This window comes from Streptomyces sp. NBC_01363 (assembly GCF_026340595.1).
Lineage (GTDB): Bacteria > Actinomycetota > Actinomycetes > Streptomycetales > Streptomycetaceae > Streptomyces.
Map to the genome: position 1 here is coordinate 1511820 of NZ_JAPEPF010000002.1, position 14972 is coordinate 1526791.

Sequence of the window (14972 nt, forward strand, 5' to 3'; positions counted from 1 at the left end):
GCACCCCGGAAACACCGGGAGCGCCGGAAACACCCGCACCACCGCACCTGGTACAGCCCTGCCCGTTCACCGGCCCTTCCCAAGCTCCACGCTGCGCTCGGGCAGGGGAGACCCCACTTGCCGAGGGGATTCGTCATGGCACCAGAACCGCCCCTGCTCACCATGTCCGGCATCACCAAGTCGTTCCCCGGAGTGCGCGCCCTCGACGGCGTGGACCTGGAGGTCCTGGCCGGCGAAGTCCACTGTCTCCTCGGGCAGAACGGCGCCGGCAAGTCCACCCTCATCAAGGTGCTCGCCGGGGCCCACCAGCCCGACGGCGGCGAGATCACCTGGCGCGGCGAACCGGCCGCGCTGAAGTCGCCCATCGCCGCCATGCGGCTGGGCATCGCCACGATCTACCAGGAACTCGACCTGGTCGAGGGCCTCTCGGTCGCCGAGAACATCTTCCTCGGCCACGAACCAACCGCCGCCCGCTTCGTCGTCCGCACCCGCGAGGGCCGCACCTCCGCCGCGGCGCTGCTGAAGCGGCTCGGCCACCCGGAGATCGACCCGGCCCGCCCGGTCGGCGACCTGTCCGCCGCCCAGCAGCAGATCGTCTCCATGGCGCGGGCGCTCTCGCACGACGTACGGCTCATCGTCATGGACGAGCCGTCCGCCGCACTCGACCCGGACGAGGTCGACAACCTCTTCCGTATCGTCGCCGCACTCACCGCCGACGGCGTCGCCGTCGTCTACATCTCGCACCGCCTGGAGGAGATCCGCCGGATCGGCGACCGGGTGACCGTGCTCAAGGACGGCCGCGCCGTGGCCGTCGGGCTGCCCGCCGAGTCCACACCGACACGCGACATCGTTGCCATGATGACCGGCCGCAATGTCGAGTACGTCTTCCCGCCACGCACCACGGACCGTGCGGGAGCGACCGCTGCGGAGCCCGTCCTGAAGATCGAAGGACTGGCCAGGAAGGGTGAATTCGCACCGGTGGACCTGGAGTTGAGGCCCGGGGAGATCGTGGGTCTGGCCGGACTCGTCGGATCGGGGCGCTCCGAGATCCTGGAGACCGTCTACGGCGCCCGCAGGCCGAGCGCCGGACGGGTGACCGTGGCCGGCAAGCAGCTGCGGCCCGGCAGCGTCCGTGCGGCCGTCGCCGCCGGAATCGGCCTCGCCCCCGAGGAACGCAAGGCACAGGCCCTGCTGATGCTCGAATCCGTCACCCGCAATGTCTCCGTCTCCTCGATGTCCCGCTTCTCCAGGGCCGGCTGGATCGACCGCGGCGCCGAACGCCGGGCGGCCCGCGAAGCCACCCGCGAGCTCTCGCTGCGCCCCGACAATCCGGACACCCCCGTCCGCACGCTCTCCGGCGGCAATCAGCAGAAGGCGGTCCTGGCCCGCTGGCTGCTGCGCGGCTGCCGGGTCCTGCTGCTCGACGAACCGACCCGCGGTGTCGACGTCGGCGCCCGCGCCGAGCTGTACGCCGTGATCCGCCGGCTGGCCGACGAAGGCCTCGCCGTCCTGCTCGTCTCCAGCGAGGTGCCCGAAGTGCTGGGCCTCGCCGACCGGGTGCTGGTGCTCCGCGAGGGCCGCGTCGTGCACACGGCGGACGCCCGGGAGCTCGACGAGCACCGCGTACTCGACCTAGTGATGGAAGGGAGCCCTACGTCATGACGCAGCCCGTCTCCTCGGCGCAGCAGGGCGGGCCGGACAAGGGGGCCGCCCCCGCCCCGGTCTCCGAGCCCCGGAAGAAGGACGGACCCGCGCGCACCTCCGGCCCGCGCCTGGACGTCCGCAACCTCTCGCTCCTCGGCGTCCTCGCCGTACTGGTCGCCGTCGGCGGATTCACCGAGCCCGACGCCTTCCTGGACACCGGGAACCTTCAGCTGATCCTGACCCAGGCGTCTGTCATCGGTGTCGTCACCGTCGGGATGACCTTCGTCATCACCAGCGGCGGAATCGATCTCTCGGTCGGTGCGATGGTCGCGCTCGCCTCGGTCTGGGCGACCACGGTCGCCACCCAGGAGTACGGCTTCGCGGGGATCCTGTTCACCGCGGTGATCGTCGGACTCGCCGCCGGGCTGGTGAACGGGCTGCTCATCGCGTACGGGCGGATGGTGCCGTTCATCGCGACGCTGGCCATGCTCGCCTCGGCCCGCGGGCTCGCCCTCCAGATCACCGACGGCAAGACCCAGATCGTCACCGTCAAGTCGGTCCTCGACCTGGGCCTGCCCGACTCCTACGTCTTCGGCATCCCGCCCCTGGTCATGATGTTCGCGGCGGTCACCGTCATCGGCTGGCTGGTGCTGAACCGTACGACCTTCGGACGGCGCACGCTCGCGGTCGGCGGCAACGCGGAGGCGGCCAGGCTGGCCGGCATCGACGTACGGCGCCAGCGGCTCTGCCTCTATCTGCTCTCCGGGCTGTGCTGCGGCATCGCCGCCTTCATGCTGATCATCCTGTCCGGTTCGGGACAGAACACCAACGGCAATCTGTACGAGCTCGACGCCATCGCGGCCGCGATCATCGGCGGCACCCTGCTCAGCGGCGGGCGCGGCACCATCGTCGGCTCCGTACTCGGTGTCCTGGTCTTCACCACCATCACCAACATCTTCGCGCTCAACAATCTGCAGAGCGACGTCCAGCAGATCGCCAAGGGCGCGATCATCGTCGCCGCCGTCCTGGTCCAGCGCCGCACCTCGGCGCACGGGGAGACCTGACGTTCCGCATCCCTCCCACCACCCCGTTCGCTCCATGTGACATGTCACGCACCGGATGAAGGGTTTGACAGCCATGCCAGAAACCAGCCGCAGACGACTGCTCCTCGGCACCGCAGCCGTCTCCGCGGGTGCCCTGCTCACCGCCTGCACCAGCAACGACCCCAAGACCGAGGACACTGCCAAGAGCACCGGACCCGCCGCCGACGACAAGCCCGGCAAGCCCGTCACCATCGGCTTCGCGGGTCCGCAGGCCGACCACGGCTGGCTCAACGCCATCAATGAGAACGCCAAGTCACGGGCGGCCAAGTACTCCGAGGTGACACTGGAGACCACCGAGGGCTCCAATGACACCGCCGCCCAGATCGGCCAGGTAAAGACCCTCATCAACAAGAAGGTCGATGTCCTCGTCATCCTCCCGGCCGACGGCAAGGCGCTCACCCAGGTCGGTCTGGAAGCCATGCGGGCGGGCATCCCCGTCGTGAACCTGGACCGGATCTTCGCCTCCCCGCAGGCCTACCGCTGCTGGGTCGGCGGCGACAATTACGGCATGGGCCTCAACGCCGGTACGTACATCGGCGAGCAGCTCAAGGGCAAGGCGGGCGCCAAGGTCGTCGAGCTGGCGGGCATCGACAATCTGGAGCTCACCAAGCAGCGCAGCCAGGGCTTCGCCGACGCGCTGAAGAACTACTCCAACGTCGAGCTGGTGGCCCGTCAGGCCGCCGACTTCACCGTCGAGTCGGGCCAGGCGAAGATGGCCCAGCTCCTCCAGGCGCAGAAGAGGATCGACGCCGTGTGGAACCACGACGACGACCAGGGCGTGGGCGCGCTGCGTGCCATCCAGCAGGCCGGCCGTGACGAGTTCCTGATGGTCGGCGGGGCCGGGGCCAAGTCCGCGATGGACGCCATCAAGGCCGACAACAGCGTCCTGAAGGCCACCGTTCTCTACCCGCCGACGATGGCCGCGTCCGCCATCGACCTGGCCCGCGCACTGGCCCAGGGCAAGGGGGTCGGCGGCCTGGCCGAGCTGGAGATTCCGACCGGTCTCACCCTCTACTCGGCCGTGGTCACCAAGGAGAACGTCGACCAGTACCTGCCGACGGGCTTCAGCTGATCAGCCCCGCGGGAGGGTGCTGACCCTCCTGCCGCACCCATCGAACGACCGACGAGGAGGAAGCCCGGATGGCCCGTAGGGAAGAGACGGATCAGGAGGCCGCAGCGCCGCCGACGCACCGGCCGGCGACGAGTGTGCCGGTGCTCGGGGTCGGCATGGTCGGATACGCGTTCATGGGCGCCGCCCACTCACAGGGCTGGCGCACCGCGGGACACGTCTTCGACCTGCCGATGAGACCGGCTCTCGCCGCGATCTGCGGACGCGACCGGGCGGCGGTCGACGCGGCGGCCGCCCGCCACGGCTGGGCGGCGGCCGAGACCGACTGGCGCGCCCTCATCGCCCGGGACGATGTGCAACTCGTCGACATCTGCACCCCCGGCGACAGCCACGCCGAGATCGCCATCGCCGCCCTGGAGGCGGGAAAGCACGTGCTGTGCGAGAAGCCGCTCGCCAACACGGTCGCCGAGGCGGAGGCGATGACCGAGGCCGCCGAGCACGCCGCGGCCCGCGGCCAGGTCGCGATGGTGGGCTTCAACTACCGCAGGGTGCCCGCGATCGCCTACGCCCGACAGCTGATCGCCGAGGGGCGGATCGGCATCCTGCGGCATGTCCGCGCCGCCTACCTCCAGGACTGGCTCGTCGACCCCGAATCGCCGCTCACCTGGCGGCTGGAGCGGGAACGCGCCGGTTCGGGCGCGCTCGGCGACCTGGGCGCGCACATCGTCGACCTGGCCCAGTATCTGGCGGGGGAGCCACTGGTCGGGGTGTCGGCGGTCAGCGAGACGTTCGTACGCGAACGGCCGCGGCTCACGGGCCCGGCGGCCGGGCTCTCCGGGGCGGCGGACACGGGCACGCGAGGAGCGGTGACCGTCGACGACGCGGCCCTGTTCACCGGCCGGCTCGCCTCCGGGGCGCTGGCCTCCTTCGAGGCGACCCGGATGGCGGCCGGGCGGAAGAACGCACTGCGGCTGGAGATCAACGGGGAGCGCGGCTCGCTCGCCTTCGATCTGGAACGACTCAACGAACTGTCCTTCCACGACCACACCGAACCCGCCGCCACGGCGGGATTCCGGCGTGTCCTCGTCACCGAACCCCAACACCCCTACCTGGAGGCGTGGTGGCCGCCGGGCCACGCCCTCGGCTACGAGCACACCTTCGTCCACCAGGCCCGCGACCTGGTGCGGACGATCGCCGAAGGGGCCGCCCCCGCACCGTCGTTCGCCGACGGGCTGCAGGTGCAGCGGGTGCTCGCAGCGGTGGAGGAGAGTGCCGAGAAGAACTCCGTACACACCCCCGTGGTTCTCTAGGAGGTCCCGCTCATGCCCCGTCCCTTCACACTCTTCACCGGCCAGTGGGCCGATCTGCCGCTGGAGGAGGTCTGCCGGCTCGCCCGGGACTTCGGCTACGACGGGCTCGAACTCGCCTGCTGGGGCGATCACTTCGAGGTCGACAAGGCACTGTCCGAACCCGGCTATCTGGACGGCCGGCGGCAGCTGCTCGACAAGTACGGGCTGAAGTGCTGGGCGGTCTCCAACCACCTCGTCGGCCAGGCCGTGTGCGACGACCCGATCGACGAGCGGCACCGGGGGATCCTGCCCGCGCGGATCTGGGGCGACGGCGAGCCCGAAGGGGTCCGCCGCCGGGCCGCCGAGGAGCTCAAGGACACCGCGCGGGCGGCCGCCGCCTTCGGGGTGCGTACCGTCATCGGTTTCACCGGCTCGTCGATCTGGCACCTGGTCGCGATGTTCCCGCCGGTTCCGCCGCACATGATCGAGCGGGGTTACGAGGACTTCGCCGAGCGCTGGAACCCGATCCTGGACGTCTTCGACGCGGAGGGCGTGCGGTTCGCCCATGAGGTGCACCCCAGCGAGATCGCGTACGACTACTGGACCACGCACCGCGCACTGGAGGCCGTCGGGCACCGGGCGGCGTTCGGGCTGAACTTCGACCCGAGTCACTTCGTCTGGCAGGACCTGGACCCGGTGAGCTTCCTGTACGACTTCCGGGACCGGATCTACCACGTGGACTGCAAGGAGGCACGCAAGCGCCTCGACGGCCGCAACGGCCGGCTCGGCTCGCATCTGCCCTGGGGCGATCCGCGGCGCGGCTGGGACTTCGTCTCGGCCGGGCACGGCGACGTGCCCTGGGAGGACGTCTTCCGGATGCTCCGGTCCATCGGCTACGAGGGACCCGTCTCCGTGGAGTGGGAGGACGCGGGGATGGACCGGCTGGCGGGTGCGCCGGAGGCGCTGGCCACGCTGAAGCGGTACGACTTCGATCCGCCGTCGGCATCGTTCGACGCGGCGTTCGGGGGCGGGGACTGACGGTCTCCCGCCGGGGACGGTGCGGGCCCCCGGTCCGGGCCGGGACGGGCCGGGGGCGAGAGCTTCGCGGCCGTCCCGCACCCACCCCTGCCTTCGCCCCACTTTGTCCTGGCGCAGGAAAAAGTTCGAGCGGACCGCTGCGCAAGGGCTTTCCGTCCCGGACGAACAGGTCTACGGTCAAGAACGTGTACATGACATAACTCGGGTCGCCGGTGTCCCACACACCCCGGACGACCCGCGCGGCAGTCCCCGCGCAGAACGGCACGGCAGCACCCCGCCCGTACAACCGGCACTCTCCGGAGGACACTCGTGCACAGAACCCCAACCGGAAACAGGAGCAGAACACGGCTCCGCGTCCGCAAAACCCTCGCACTGCTCACCGGCGGCCTGCTCGCCGCTGCCACCCTGGCCCTGGGCGCCACGCCCGGAGCAGCGGCGGGGCCGTCCTCGCCGGCCGCCACCGACGCGGCGGCCGAGGAATTCCAGCAGGTCACCCTCGCCAAAGGAGTGGCCGAGACCGGCGAACCCATGACACTGGCGGTGCTCCCCGACCGCAGCATCCTGCACACCGCGCGCGGCGGCGAGCTGTGGCTCACCGACAGCGGCGGCGACACCACCCTCGCCGGTGTTCTCCCCGTCTACTCCCACGACGAGGAGGGCCTCCAGGGCGTCGGCATCGACCCGGACTTCAGCAAGAACCGGGCGATCTACCTCTACTACGCGCCCCCGCTGGACACCCCGTCCGGCGACGCCCCCGAGAACGGCACCGCCGCCGACTTCGCCAAGTTCGACGGAGTGAACCGGCTCTCGCGCTTCGTCCTCAAGGAGGACGGCACGCTCGACACCGCCAGCGAGAAGAAGGTCCTCGACATCCCGACCTCGCGCGGCATCTGCTGCCACGTGGGCGGTGACATCGACTTCGACGCGCAGGGCAACCTGTACCTGTCGACCGGCGACGACTCCAACCCCTTCGCCTCCGACGGCTACACCCCGATCGACGACCGGCCCGACCGCAACCCCGCGTTCGACGCCCGCCGCACCTCCGGGAACACCAACGACCTGCGCGGCAAGATCCTCCGCATCAAGGTCGCCGACGACGGCACGTACACCGTCCCCGAAGGCAATCTCTTCGCCCCGGGCACGGACAAGACCCGTCCCGAGATCTACGCGATGGGCTTCCGCAACCCCTTCCGCTTCACCGTCGACAAGCCCACCGGCACCGTGTACGTCGGTGACTACGGGCCCGACGCCGGTGCGGCCGACCCCAAGCGCGGACCGGGCGGCCAGGTCGAGTTCGCCCGCGTCACCAAGGCCGGCAACTTCGGCTGGCCGTTCTGCACGGGCAAGAACGACCCGTTCGTCGACTACGACTTCGCGACCAAGACCTCCGACGCGACCTTCGACTGCGCCGCACCCAAGAACACCTCCCGGTACAACACCGGGCTGGTCGACCTGCCGCCGTCCCAGCCCGCCTGGATCCCGTACGACGGCGGGTCCGTGCCCGAGTTCGGCAGCGGCTCCGAGTCCCCGATGGGCGGACCGGTCTACCACTACGACGCCGCCCTCGACTCGCCCGTGAAGTTCCCCGAGGCCTACGACGGCAACTTCTTCGCCGGTGAGTTCGGCCGGCGCTGGATCAAGCGCATCGACCAGGACACCGACGGCACGGTGAAGTCCATCAACGCCTTCCCGTGGTCGGGAACCCAGGTGATGGACATGACGTTCGGCCCCGACGGCGCGCTCTACGTCCTGGACTACGGGACCGGCTACTTCGGCGGCGACCAGAACTCGGCGCTCTACCGCATCGAGAACGCCACCGGCGGACGCTCGCCGATCGCCGAGGCGACGTCCAACAAGACCTCGGGCACCGCACCCCTCAAGGTCGCCTTCTCCTCGGCCGGAACCACCGACGCCGACGGCGACACGCTCAGCTACAGCTGGGACTTCGGTGACGGCGGCACATCGACCGCCGCCAACCCCACGTACACGTACAAGAAGAACGGCACCTACACCGCCACCGTCACCGCCACGGACCCCACCGGCCGCACCGGCTCGGCGAACGTCCATGTGACGGTCGGCAACACCGCTCCCAAGGTCGTGCTGGAACTCCCCGGTGACGGGCAGCTGTTCTCCTTCGGCGACGAGATCCCGTTCAAGGTGACCGTCACCGATCCCGAGGACGGAACCATCGACTGCTCGAAGATCGAGGTCCGCTTCATCCTCGGACACGACAGCCACGGCCACCCCATCACCTCGGCGCACGGCTGCACCGGCACCATCAAGACCGAGATGGACGGCGGACACGACCCCAACGCCAACATCTTCGGCGTCATCGACGCCTCGTACACGGACGGCGGGGGAGGTGGCCAGGAATCCCTGTCTGGCCACGACCAGGCCGAACTCCAGCCGCGCCACCGGCAGGCCGAGCACTACGGCGACTCCCACGGCGTCGCCCCGCAGAACAAGGCGACCGCCCACGGCGGCAAGACGGTCGGCGACATCCACAACGACGACTGGATCTCCTTCAAGCCGTACCTCCTGGCCGGTTCCACCAAGCTGACCGCCCGGATCTCCTCCGGCGGCGCCGGCGGCTTCCTCGAAGTCCGGACCGGTTCGGCGACCGGCAAGATCCTCGGCTCCGCTCCCGTCCCGGTGACCGGTGCCTGGGACAACTTCCAGGACATCGACGTACCGCTGCGCGGAGTCCCGAAGAAGTCCACCGAACTCTTCCTGGTCTTCAAGGGAGGTGACGGAGCGCTCTTCGACATCGACGACTTCGAGCTCTCCAACAGCGCCCCCGACAAGACCGCCAAGCGGGTCCTGGTCTTCTCGAAGACGGCCGGTTTCCGCCACGACGCGATTCCGGACGGCATCGCGGCGCTCAAGGAACTCGGCAAGGACAGCAACATCACCGTTGACGCCACGGAGACGGCCGGCCAGTTCACCACCAGCAACCTGGCCCGCTACGACGCCGTCGTCTTTCTCTCGACGACCGGTGACGTGCTCAACGCCGACCAGCAGAAGGCCTTCGAGAACTACGTGGCCACCGGCGGCGGCTACATGGGCGTCCACGCGGCGGCGGACACCGAGTACGACTGGGCGTTCTACGGCGGACTCGTCGGGGCGTACTTCTCCTCGCACCCCGCCATCCAGCCCGCCACCGTCCGGGTCGAGGACCACAAGCATCCGGCCACCGCAGACCTCGGCGACGAGTGGAACCGCACCGACGAGTGGTACAACTACCGCACGAATCCCCGAGGTCAGGCGAAGGTCCTCGCCACACTCGACGAGACGACCTATACCGGTGGCACCATGAAGGGCGACCACCCCATCACCTGGTGCCAGACCTACCAGGGCGGCCGTTCCTTCTACACCGGCCTCGGCCACACCAAGGAGTCATACGCCGAACCGGACTTCCGCAAGCTGCTCCTCGGCGGCATGCGGTACGCGGCCGGCCAGGTGAAGGCCGACTGCAAGCCCGACACCGGCTACCGGTCGATCTTCAACGGCAAGACGCTCGAAGGCTGGAAGCAGGCGGGCCCCGGGAAGTTCGACGTCGTCGACGGTGAACTCCGCTCCCAGGGCGGCATGGGCCTGCTCACCTACCAGGCCAAGGAGCTGAGCTCGTACTCGCTCAAGCTCGACTGGAAGATGCAGGGCGACGACAACTCCGGTGTCTTCGTGGGCTTCCCGGAGTCCGACGACCCCTGGTCCGCGGTGAACAACGGCTACGAGGTTCAGATCGACGCCAGCGACGCACCCGACCGCACCACGGGTTCGATCTACACCTTCAAGGCCGCGAACGCCAAGGCCCGTGATCAGGTCCTGCGTCCGCCCGGCCAGTGGAACAGCTACGAGATCAAGGTCCAGGGCGAACGTCTCCAGGTCTTCCTCAACGGGGTGAAGATCAACGACTTCACCAACACCGATCCGGTACGGAGCCTGAAGAGCGGCTACATCGGCATCCAGAACCACGGTGCCGACGACCATGTGTCGTTCCGCAACATCCAGCTGAAGGAACTGCCCTCGGCGTAGGGCGCCCACCGCGGAGACGGCGGGCGGGGGAGAGAACGCACCGCCCCCGCCCGCCGTCCCCGCCCGATCCCGTCCCCCGTCGCACAGCGCCACCCGCTCTGCCCAGCCAGCACCCCCAGCCAGGGAGGCAGTCCGTGTTAGCACCCGCCGTACGTACCGGAGTCTGGTTCATCGGAGCACGCGGCTCCGTCGCCACCACCGCCACCGCGGGGTGCGCGGCGGTCGCGGCAGGGCTCCACCCGGCGGCAGGCATGGTCACCGAGACCCCACCCTTCACCGACAGCGGGCTGCCCGCACTCACCTCACTGGTCTTCGGCGGACACGACACCGCAGGCTGCCCGCTGCCCAAGCGGGCCGAGGCACTGGCGGCCGGTGGAGTGCTGCCGCACGGTCTGCCCTCGGCGGTGCACGCCGAACTGGCCGCCGCGGACGCGGGGATACGGCCCGGCGGCCCGTTGCCCGGCGACACCCGAGGCGACGAGGAACTCATCACCGCGTTCGCCGCCGACCTCACCGACTTCGGACACCGGCACGACCTGGCCAGGACGGTCGTCATCAACGTGGCGTCCACGGAACCCGTCCCGGACCCCGGCGAACAGAGGCTGCCCGCCAGCTCGCTCTACGCGGCGGCGGCACTGAGGGCCGGCTGCCCCTACATCAACTTCACCCCCTCCACCGGGCTGCGCACCCCCGCCCTCCAGGACGCCGTCGCGGCCTGCGGACTTCCTCACGCGGGCCGCGACGGCAAGACCGGTCAGACGCTGCTCCGCTCCGTACTCGCCCCGATGTTCGTGCAACGCGCCCTGCCCGTACGGGCCTGGTCGGGCACCAACCTGCTCGGCGGCGGGGACGGAGCGGCGCTGGCCGACCCGGGCGCGGCGGCCGCCAAGAACGCCGGCAAGGAACGCGTCCTCGCCGACACCCTGGGCACCGCCCCCGAGGGCGAGGTCCACATCGACGACGTACCGGCCCTCGGCGACTGGAAGACCGCCTGGGACCACATCGCGTTCGACGGGTTCCTCGGTGCGCGGATGGTGCTCCAGACCACCTGGCAGGGCTGCGACTCCGCACTGGCCGCGCCCCTGGTCCTGGACCTGGCCAGGCTGGTGGCCCGCGCCCACGAGCGGGGCATGAGCGGCCCCCTGCCCCAGCTCGGCTTCTACTTCAAGGACCCGGACGGCGGCCCGGCCGCGCTCTTCGAGCAGTACCTGGCGCTGCTCGCCTTCGCCGAGACGCTGCGGGGGGAACGGTGACGATACACGCCTGGGCGGAACTGCTACGGGTATCCGCCCTCTTCACCGTCCCCGGCGACGCGCTCGCCGGGGCGACGGCGAGCGGCCGGCGCCCCGACCGCGGAACCGTGCTCGCCGTCGGCGCCTCGCTCTGCCTGTACGAGGCGGGCATGGCGCTCAACGACTGGGCCGACCGCGAGGAGGACGCCATCGACCGCCCGCACCGGCCGATCCCCTCGGGCCGGATCGCACCCGGTGCGGCCCTCGCGGCGGCGGGCGCGCTGACGGCCGCGGGGCTGGGCCTCGCCGCCGGGGCCGGCCGCCCGGCCCTCGCGGTGGCCACGGGGCTGGCGGCGACCGTGTGGGCGTACGACCTCCGGTTGAAGCACACCCCGGCCGGGCCGGCCGCGATGGCGGCGGCACGCGGCCTGGACCTGCTGCTCGGGGCCACCGCAACCGGGGCGGCGAAGCGGGCCATGGGGGCGCGGGCGGGTTCGGGAGCCGTCCCCGGCCCGGGAACCGACTCCGGCCCGGGAACCGACTCCGGCCCGGGAACCGACTCCGGCCCGGGAACCGACTTCGGCCCGGGAGCCGCCGCTGGGCCGGAATCGGCTGGGCGCGGTTCCGTCCGCGCGGCCCTTCCGGCCGCCGGCCTGCTGGGCGCGCACACCTACGCCGTCACCGCCGTTTCCCGGCACGAGGCGCACGGCGGATCCACCACCGCACCCCTCGCCGCGCTCGCGGTCGTGGCCGCACTGGGCGCGGCGGCCGTGCACGAGCAGCGCGGGCGGTGCGGAGCCCAGGAGACGGACCCGCGCACGGGGAGCGGCAGCCAGGACGAGTCGCCCCGCCCGCACCCCTCGCACCGATCACCGACGCCCCTCGCCCCCACCGCCCCCGGTCTCGTGCGCACCGCGCTCACCGGCTCCTACTTCCGGACCGCCGCGGTCCCCCTCCTCCACGCCGCGCTCAACCCGTCCCCGACACTCACCCAGCGCGCCGTCGGCGGTGGCATCCGGGCGATGATCCCGCTCCAGGCCGCCCTCGCCGCCCGCGCGGGAGCGGTCGGCACGGGGCTCGCCGTCATGGGACTCGTACCGATCGCCCGCACCCTCGCCCGGAAGGTGAGCCCGACATGACGATCCGCTACGGCTACGGCACCAACGGGCTCACCGACCTCCGCCTGGACGACGCCCTCGGACTCCTCGCCGACCTCGGGTACGACGGGGTCGGCCTGACCCTCGACCACATGCACCTCGACCCCCTCGCCCCGGACATCGCCACCCGCACCCGACACGTGGCGTCGAGGCTCCAGGAGCTGGGGCTCGGCGTCACGGTCGAGACCGGTGCCCGCTACGTCCTCGACCCACGCCGCAAGCACGGCCCGTCCCTCCTCGACCCGGACCCGGAGGCCCGCGCCGCCCGCACCCGGCTGCTCGTCCGGGCCGTTGGCATCGCCGCCGACCTCGGCGCCCACGCCGTGCACTGCTTCAGCGGCATCACCCCACCGGACACCACCCCCGACACCGCCTGGCAGCGGCTCACCGGCTCCCTCGCACCGGTCCTGGAGGCGGCCGACCGTTCCGGCATTCCCCTGGCGATCGAACCCGAGCCCGGACACCTCCTCGCCAACCTCGCCGACTTCCACCATCTGCGCGTCCTCAGCGGAGATCCGCCACCGCTCGGGCTCACCCTCGACATCGGCCACTGCCAGTGCCTGGAGCCCGCCCTGCCCGTCGACTGCGTCCACGACGCCGCGCCCTGGCTGCGCCACGTCCAGATCGAGGACATGCGCCGCGGCGTCCATGAACACCTCCCGTTCGGCGAGGGCGAGATCGACTTCCCGCCCGTACTCGAAGCACTCGACACCCTCTCCGACACCGGATACCGCGGTCTCACCGTCGTCGAACTGCCCCGCCACTCGCACGCCGGCCCCGAACTCGCCCGCACCTCCATCGAGTTCCTCCGCGAACACGGTCCGTCGAGCCACAGTCCGTCGAGCGACAGTCCATCGAGCCGCTGAACCGACGAAGGGAGCGACGCCATGCCGATGTCCCCGACGACCCCCCCGCTGCTGACCCGCGAGGAACTCGACGCACAGCTCGGCGGAGCCGCGCGCGCCTGGCTCGACGAGGCCCTCGCCGAGGCGGAGCACTCCGCCACCCACCAGGACGCCGAACAGCCCGGCGGACCGTACGCCGCCCCGTCGTGGGAACTGCGGTACGCCGCAGCCGGCCGGCACTGCGGACTCGAACACGCCGACTCCGTACGCGCCCTGCTGCTCATCGAAGCCCGTGCCGCGCTGCCCGCCCTGACCAGGCTCTACGAACAGGGCACCGCCGCCGAACGACGGGCCGTCCTGCTCACCCTGCACCGCCTCGACCTCGGCCCCACCGCCCTTCCCGTCGTCGAGGACGCCCTGCGCACCAACGACACCCGGCTGATCGCCGCGGCCGTCGGTCCGTACGCCGCCACCCATCTCGATCCGCACAGCTGGCGCCACGCCATTCTCAAGTGCCTCTTCACCGGGGTCCCCGTCGACGCCGTCGACGGACTGGCCCGACGCGCTCGCGGCGACGCCGAACTCGCCCGCATGCTCGGCGACTTCGCCGCCGAACGCATCGCGGCAAGCCGCAGCGTCCCCGCCGATCTCACCCGCGTCCTCGAACTCACCACCCCCGGTGCCGCCGCCCCCACGGAGGAGTCCTGATGCGCATCTTCGACCCGCACATCCATATGACCTCCCGCACCACGGACGACTACCAGGCGATGTACGACGCGGGGGTCCGCGCCCTCGTCGAACCCTCCTTCTGGCTCGGCCAGCCCCGCACCTCGCCCGCCAGCTTCTTCGACTACTTCGATGCCCTGCTCGGCTGGGAACCCTTCCGTGCCGCCCAGTACGGCATCGCCCACCACTGCACGCTCGCCCTCAACCCCAAGGAGGCGAACGACCCGCGCTGCGTCCCCGTCCTGGACGCGCTGCCCCGCTATCTCGTCAAGGACTCGGTCGTCGCCGTCGGCGAGATCGGCTACGACTCCATGACCCCGGCCGAGGACACCGCTCTGGCCGCCCAGCTCCAGCTCGCCGCCGACCACGGCCTGCCCGCCCTCGTGCACACCCCGCACCGGGACAAGCTCGCCGGGCTGCACCGCACCCTCGACGTCATCCGCGAATCCCACCTCTCCCCGGAGCGGGTCCTGCTCGACCACCTCAACGAGACCACCGTGAAGGACGCCCTGGACAGCGGCTGCTGGGCCGGATTCTCCATCTACCCCGACACCAAGATGGACGAGGACCGCATGATCGCGATCCTCAGGATCCACGGCACCGAGAAGGTCCTGGTCAACTCGGCCGCCGACTGGGGCAGAAGCGATCCGCTCAAGACCCGCAAGGTGGGCGACGCGATGCTCGCCGCCGGATTCAGCGACGACGACGTCGACCAGGTGCTCTGGCGCAACCCCGTCGCCTTCTACGGACAGAGCGGTCGGCTCCAGCTCGGCATCGCCGCGCCGGAACCCCTCCACGAAGGCAACTCCATCCTGCGCGGCGGGGAGTGAGGCG

The 14972-nt window shown here is 70.9% G+C and carries 11 protein-coding genes; all 11 read left to right on the forward strand.

What is annotated here, in order from left to right:
- Nucleotides 1-135 precede the first annotated feature (135 nt).
- The 11 genes from OG611_RS34670 (at nt 136) to OG611_RS34720 (ending at nt 14968) form a co-directional block, all read left to right on the forward strand.
- A complete protein-coding gene (locus OG611_RS34670; RefSeq protein WP_266429363.1) occupies nt 136-1662 on the forward strand; it encodes a sugar ABC transporter ATP-binding protein in 1527 nt (508 codons plus the stop codon).
- On the forward strand, nt 1659-2708 hold the full coding sequence (locus OG611_RS34675) for an ABC transporter permease (protein WP_266429365.1): 1050 nt from the start codon (nt 1659-1661) through the stop codon (nt 2706-2708). The genes OG611_RS34670 and OG611_RS34675 overlap by 4 nt, the downstream gene beginning before the upstream one ends.
- A gap of 73 nt (nt 2709-2781) precedes the next feature.
- Entirely contained in the window at nt 2782-3819 is a 1038-nt protein-coding gene (locus OG611_RS34680; RefSeq protein WP_266429367.1) for a substrate-binding domain-containing protein, read from the forward strand.
- 68 nt (nt 3820-3887) lie between these two features.
- Nucleotides 3888-5126 (forward strand): Gfo/Idh/MocA family protein, encoded by a 1239-nt coding sequence (locus tag OG611_RS34685; RefSeq protein WP_266429370.1) that lies wholly within the window; start codon nt 3888-3890, stop codon nt 5124-5126.
- Between the two features lie 12 nt (nt 5127-5138).
- Nucleotides 5139-6143 carry a sugar phosphate isomerase/epimerase gene (locus OG611_RS34690; RefSeq protein WP_266429372.1) on the forward strand — a complete coding sequence of 335 codons (1005 nt, stop codon included), beginning with the start codon at nt 5139-5141 and terminating at the stop codon, nt 6141-6143.
- Between the two features lie 309 nt (nt 6144-6452).
- Entirely contained in the window at nt 6453-10178 is a 3726-nt protein-coding gene (locus OG611_RS34695) for a ThuA domain-containing protein (RefSeq protein WP_266429375.1), read from the forward strand.
- Between the two features lie 134 nt (nt 10179-10312).
- Nucleotides 10313-11431 (forward strand): inositol-3-phosphate synthase, encoded by a 1119-nt coding sequence (locus OG611_RS34700; RefSeq protein ID WP_266429378.1) that lies wholly within the window; start codon nt 10313-10315, stop codon nt 11429-11431.
- Between the two features lie 2 nt (nt 11432-11433).
- On the forward strand, nt 11434-12549 hold the full coding sequence (locus OG611_RS34705) for an SCO3242 family prenyltransferase (protein WP_266431384.1): 1116 nt from the start codon (nt 11434-11436) through the stop codon (nt 12547-12549).
- Nucleotides 12546-13433 (forward strand): sugar phosphate isomerase/epimerase, encoded by an 888-nt coding sequence (locus OG611_RS34710; protein ID WP_266429381.1) that lies wholly within the window; start codon nt 12546-12548, stop codon nt 13431-13433. The genes OG611_RS34705 and OG611_RS34710 overlap by 4 nt, the downstream gene beginning before the upstream one ends.
- A gap of 21 nt (nt 13434-13454) precedes the next feature.
- On the forward strand, nt 13455-14120 hold the full coding sequence (locus OG611_RS34715) for an EboA domain-containing protein (protein ID WP_266429384.1): 666 nt from the start codon (nt 13455-13457) through the stop codon (nt 14118-14120).
- Nucleotides 14120-14968: a TatD family hydrolase gene (locus OG611_RS34720; protein ID WP_266429387.1), complete on the forward strand. Its 849-nt coding sequence runs from the start codon at nt 14120-14122 to the stop codon at nt 14966-14968. Before OG611_RS34715 ends, OG611_RS34720 begins: the two co-directional genes overlap by 1 nt.
- Nucleotides 14969-14972 lie beyond the last annotated feature (4 nt).

Bases quoted from the DNA above. Each gene is read 5' to 3' on its own strand.
- OG611_RS34720 (WP_266429387.1), top strand. From the start codon at position 14,120: ATGCGCATCTTCGACCCGCACATCCATATGACCTCCCGCACCACGGAC.
- OG611_RS34675 (WP_266429365.1), top strand. From the start codon at position 1,659: ATGACGCAGCCCGTCTCCTCGGCGCAGCAGGGCGGGCCGGACAAGGGG.
- OG611_RS34685 (WP_266429370.1), top strand. From the start codon at position 3,888: ATGGCCCGTAGGGAAGAGACGGATCAGGAGGCCGCAGCGCCGCCGACG.
- OG611_RS34670 (WP_266429363.1), top strand. From the start codon at position 136: ATGGCACCAGAACCGCCCCTGCTCACCATGTCCGGCATCACCAAGTCG.
- OG611_RS34690 (WP_266429372.1), top strand. From the start codon at position 5,139: ATGCCCCGTCCCTTCACACTCTTCACCGGCCAGTGGGCCGATCTGCCG.
- OG611_RS34680 (WP_266429367.1), top strand. From the start codon at position 2,782: ATGCCAGAAACCAGCCGCAGACGACTGCTCCTCGGCACCGCAGCCGTC.
- OG611_RS34715 (WP_266429384.1), top strand. From the start codon at position 13,455: ATGCCGATGTCCCCGACGACCCCCCCGCTGCTGACCCGCGAGGAACTC.
- OG611_RS34710 (WP_266429381.1), top strand. From the start codon at position 12,546: ATGACGATCCGCTACGGCTACGGCACCAACGGGCTCACCGACCTCCGC.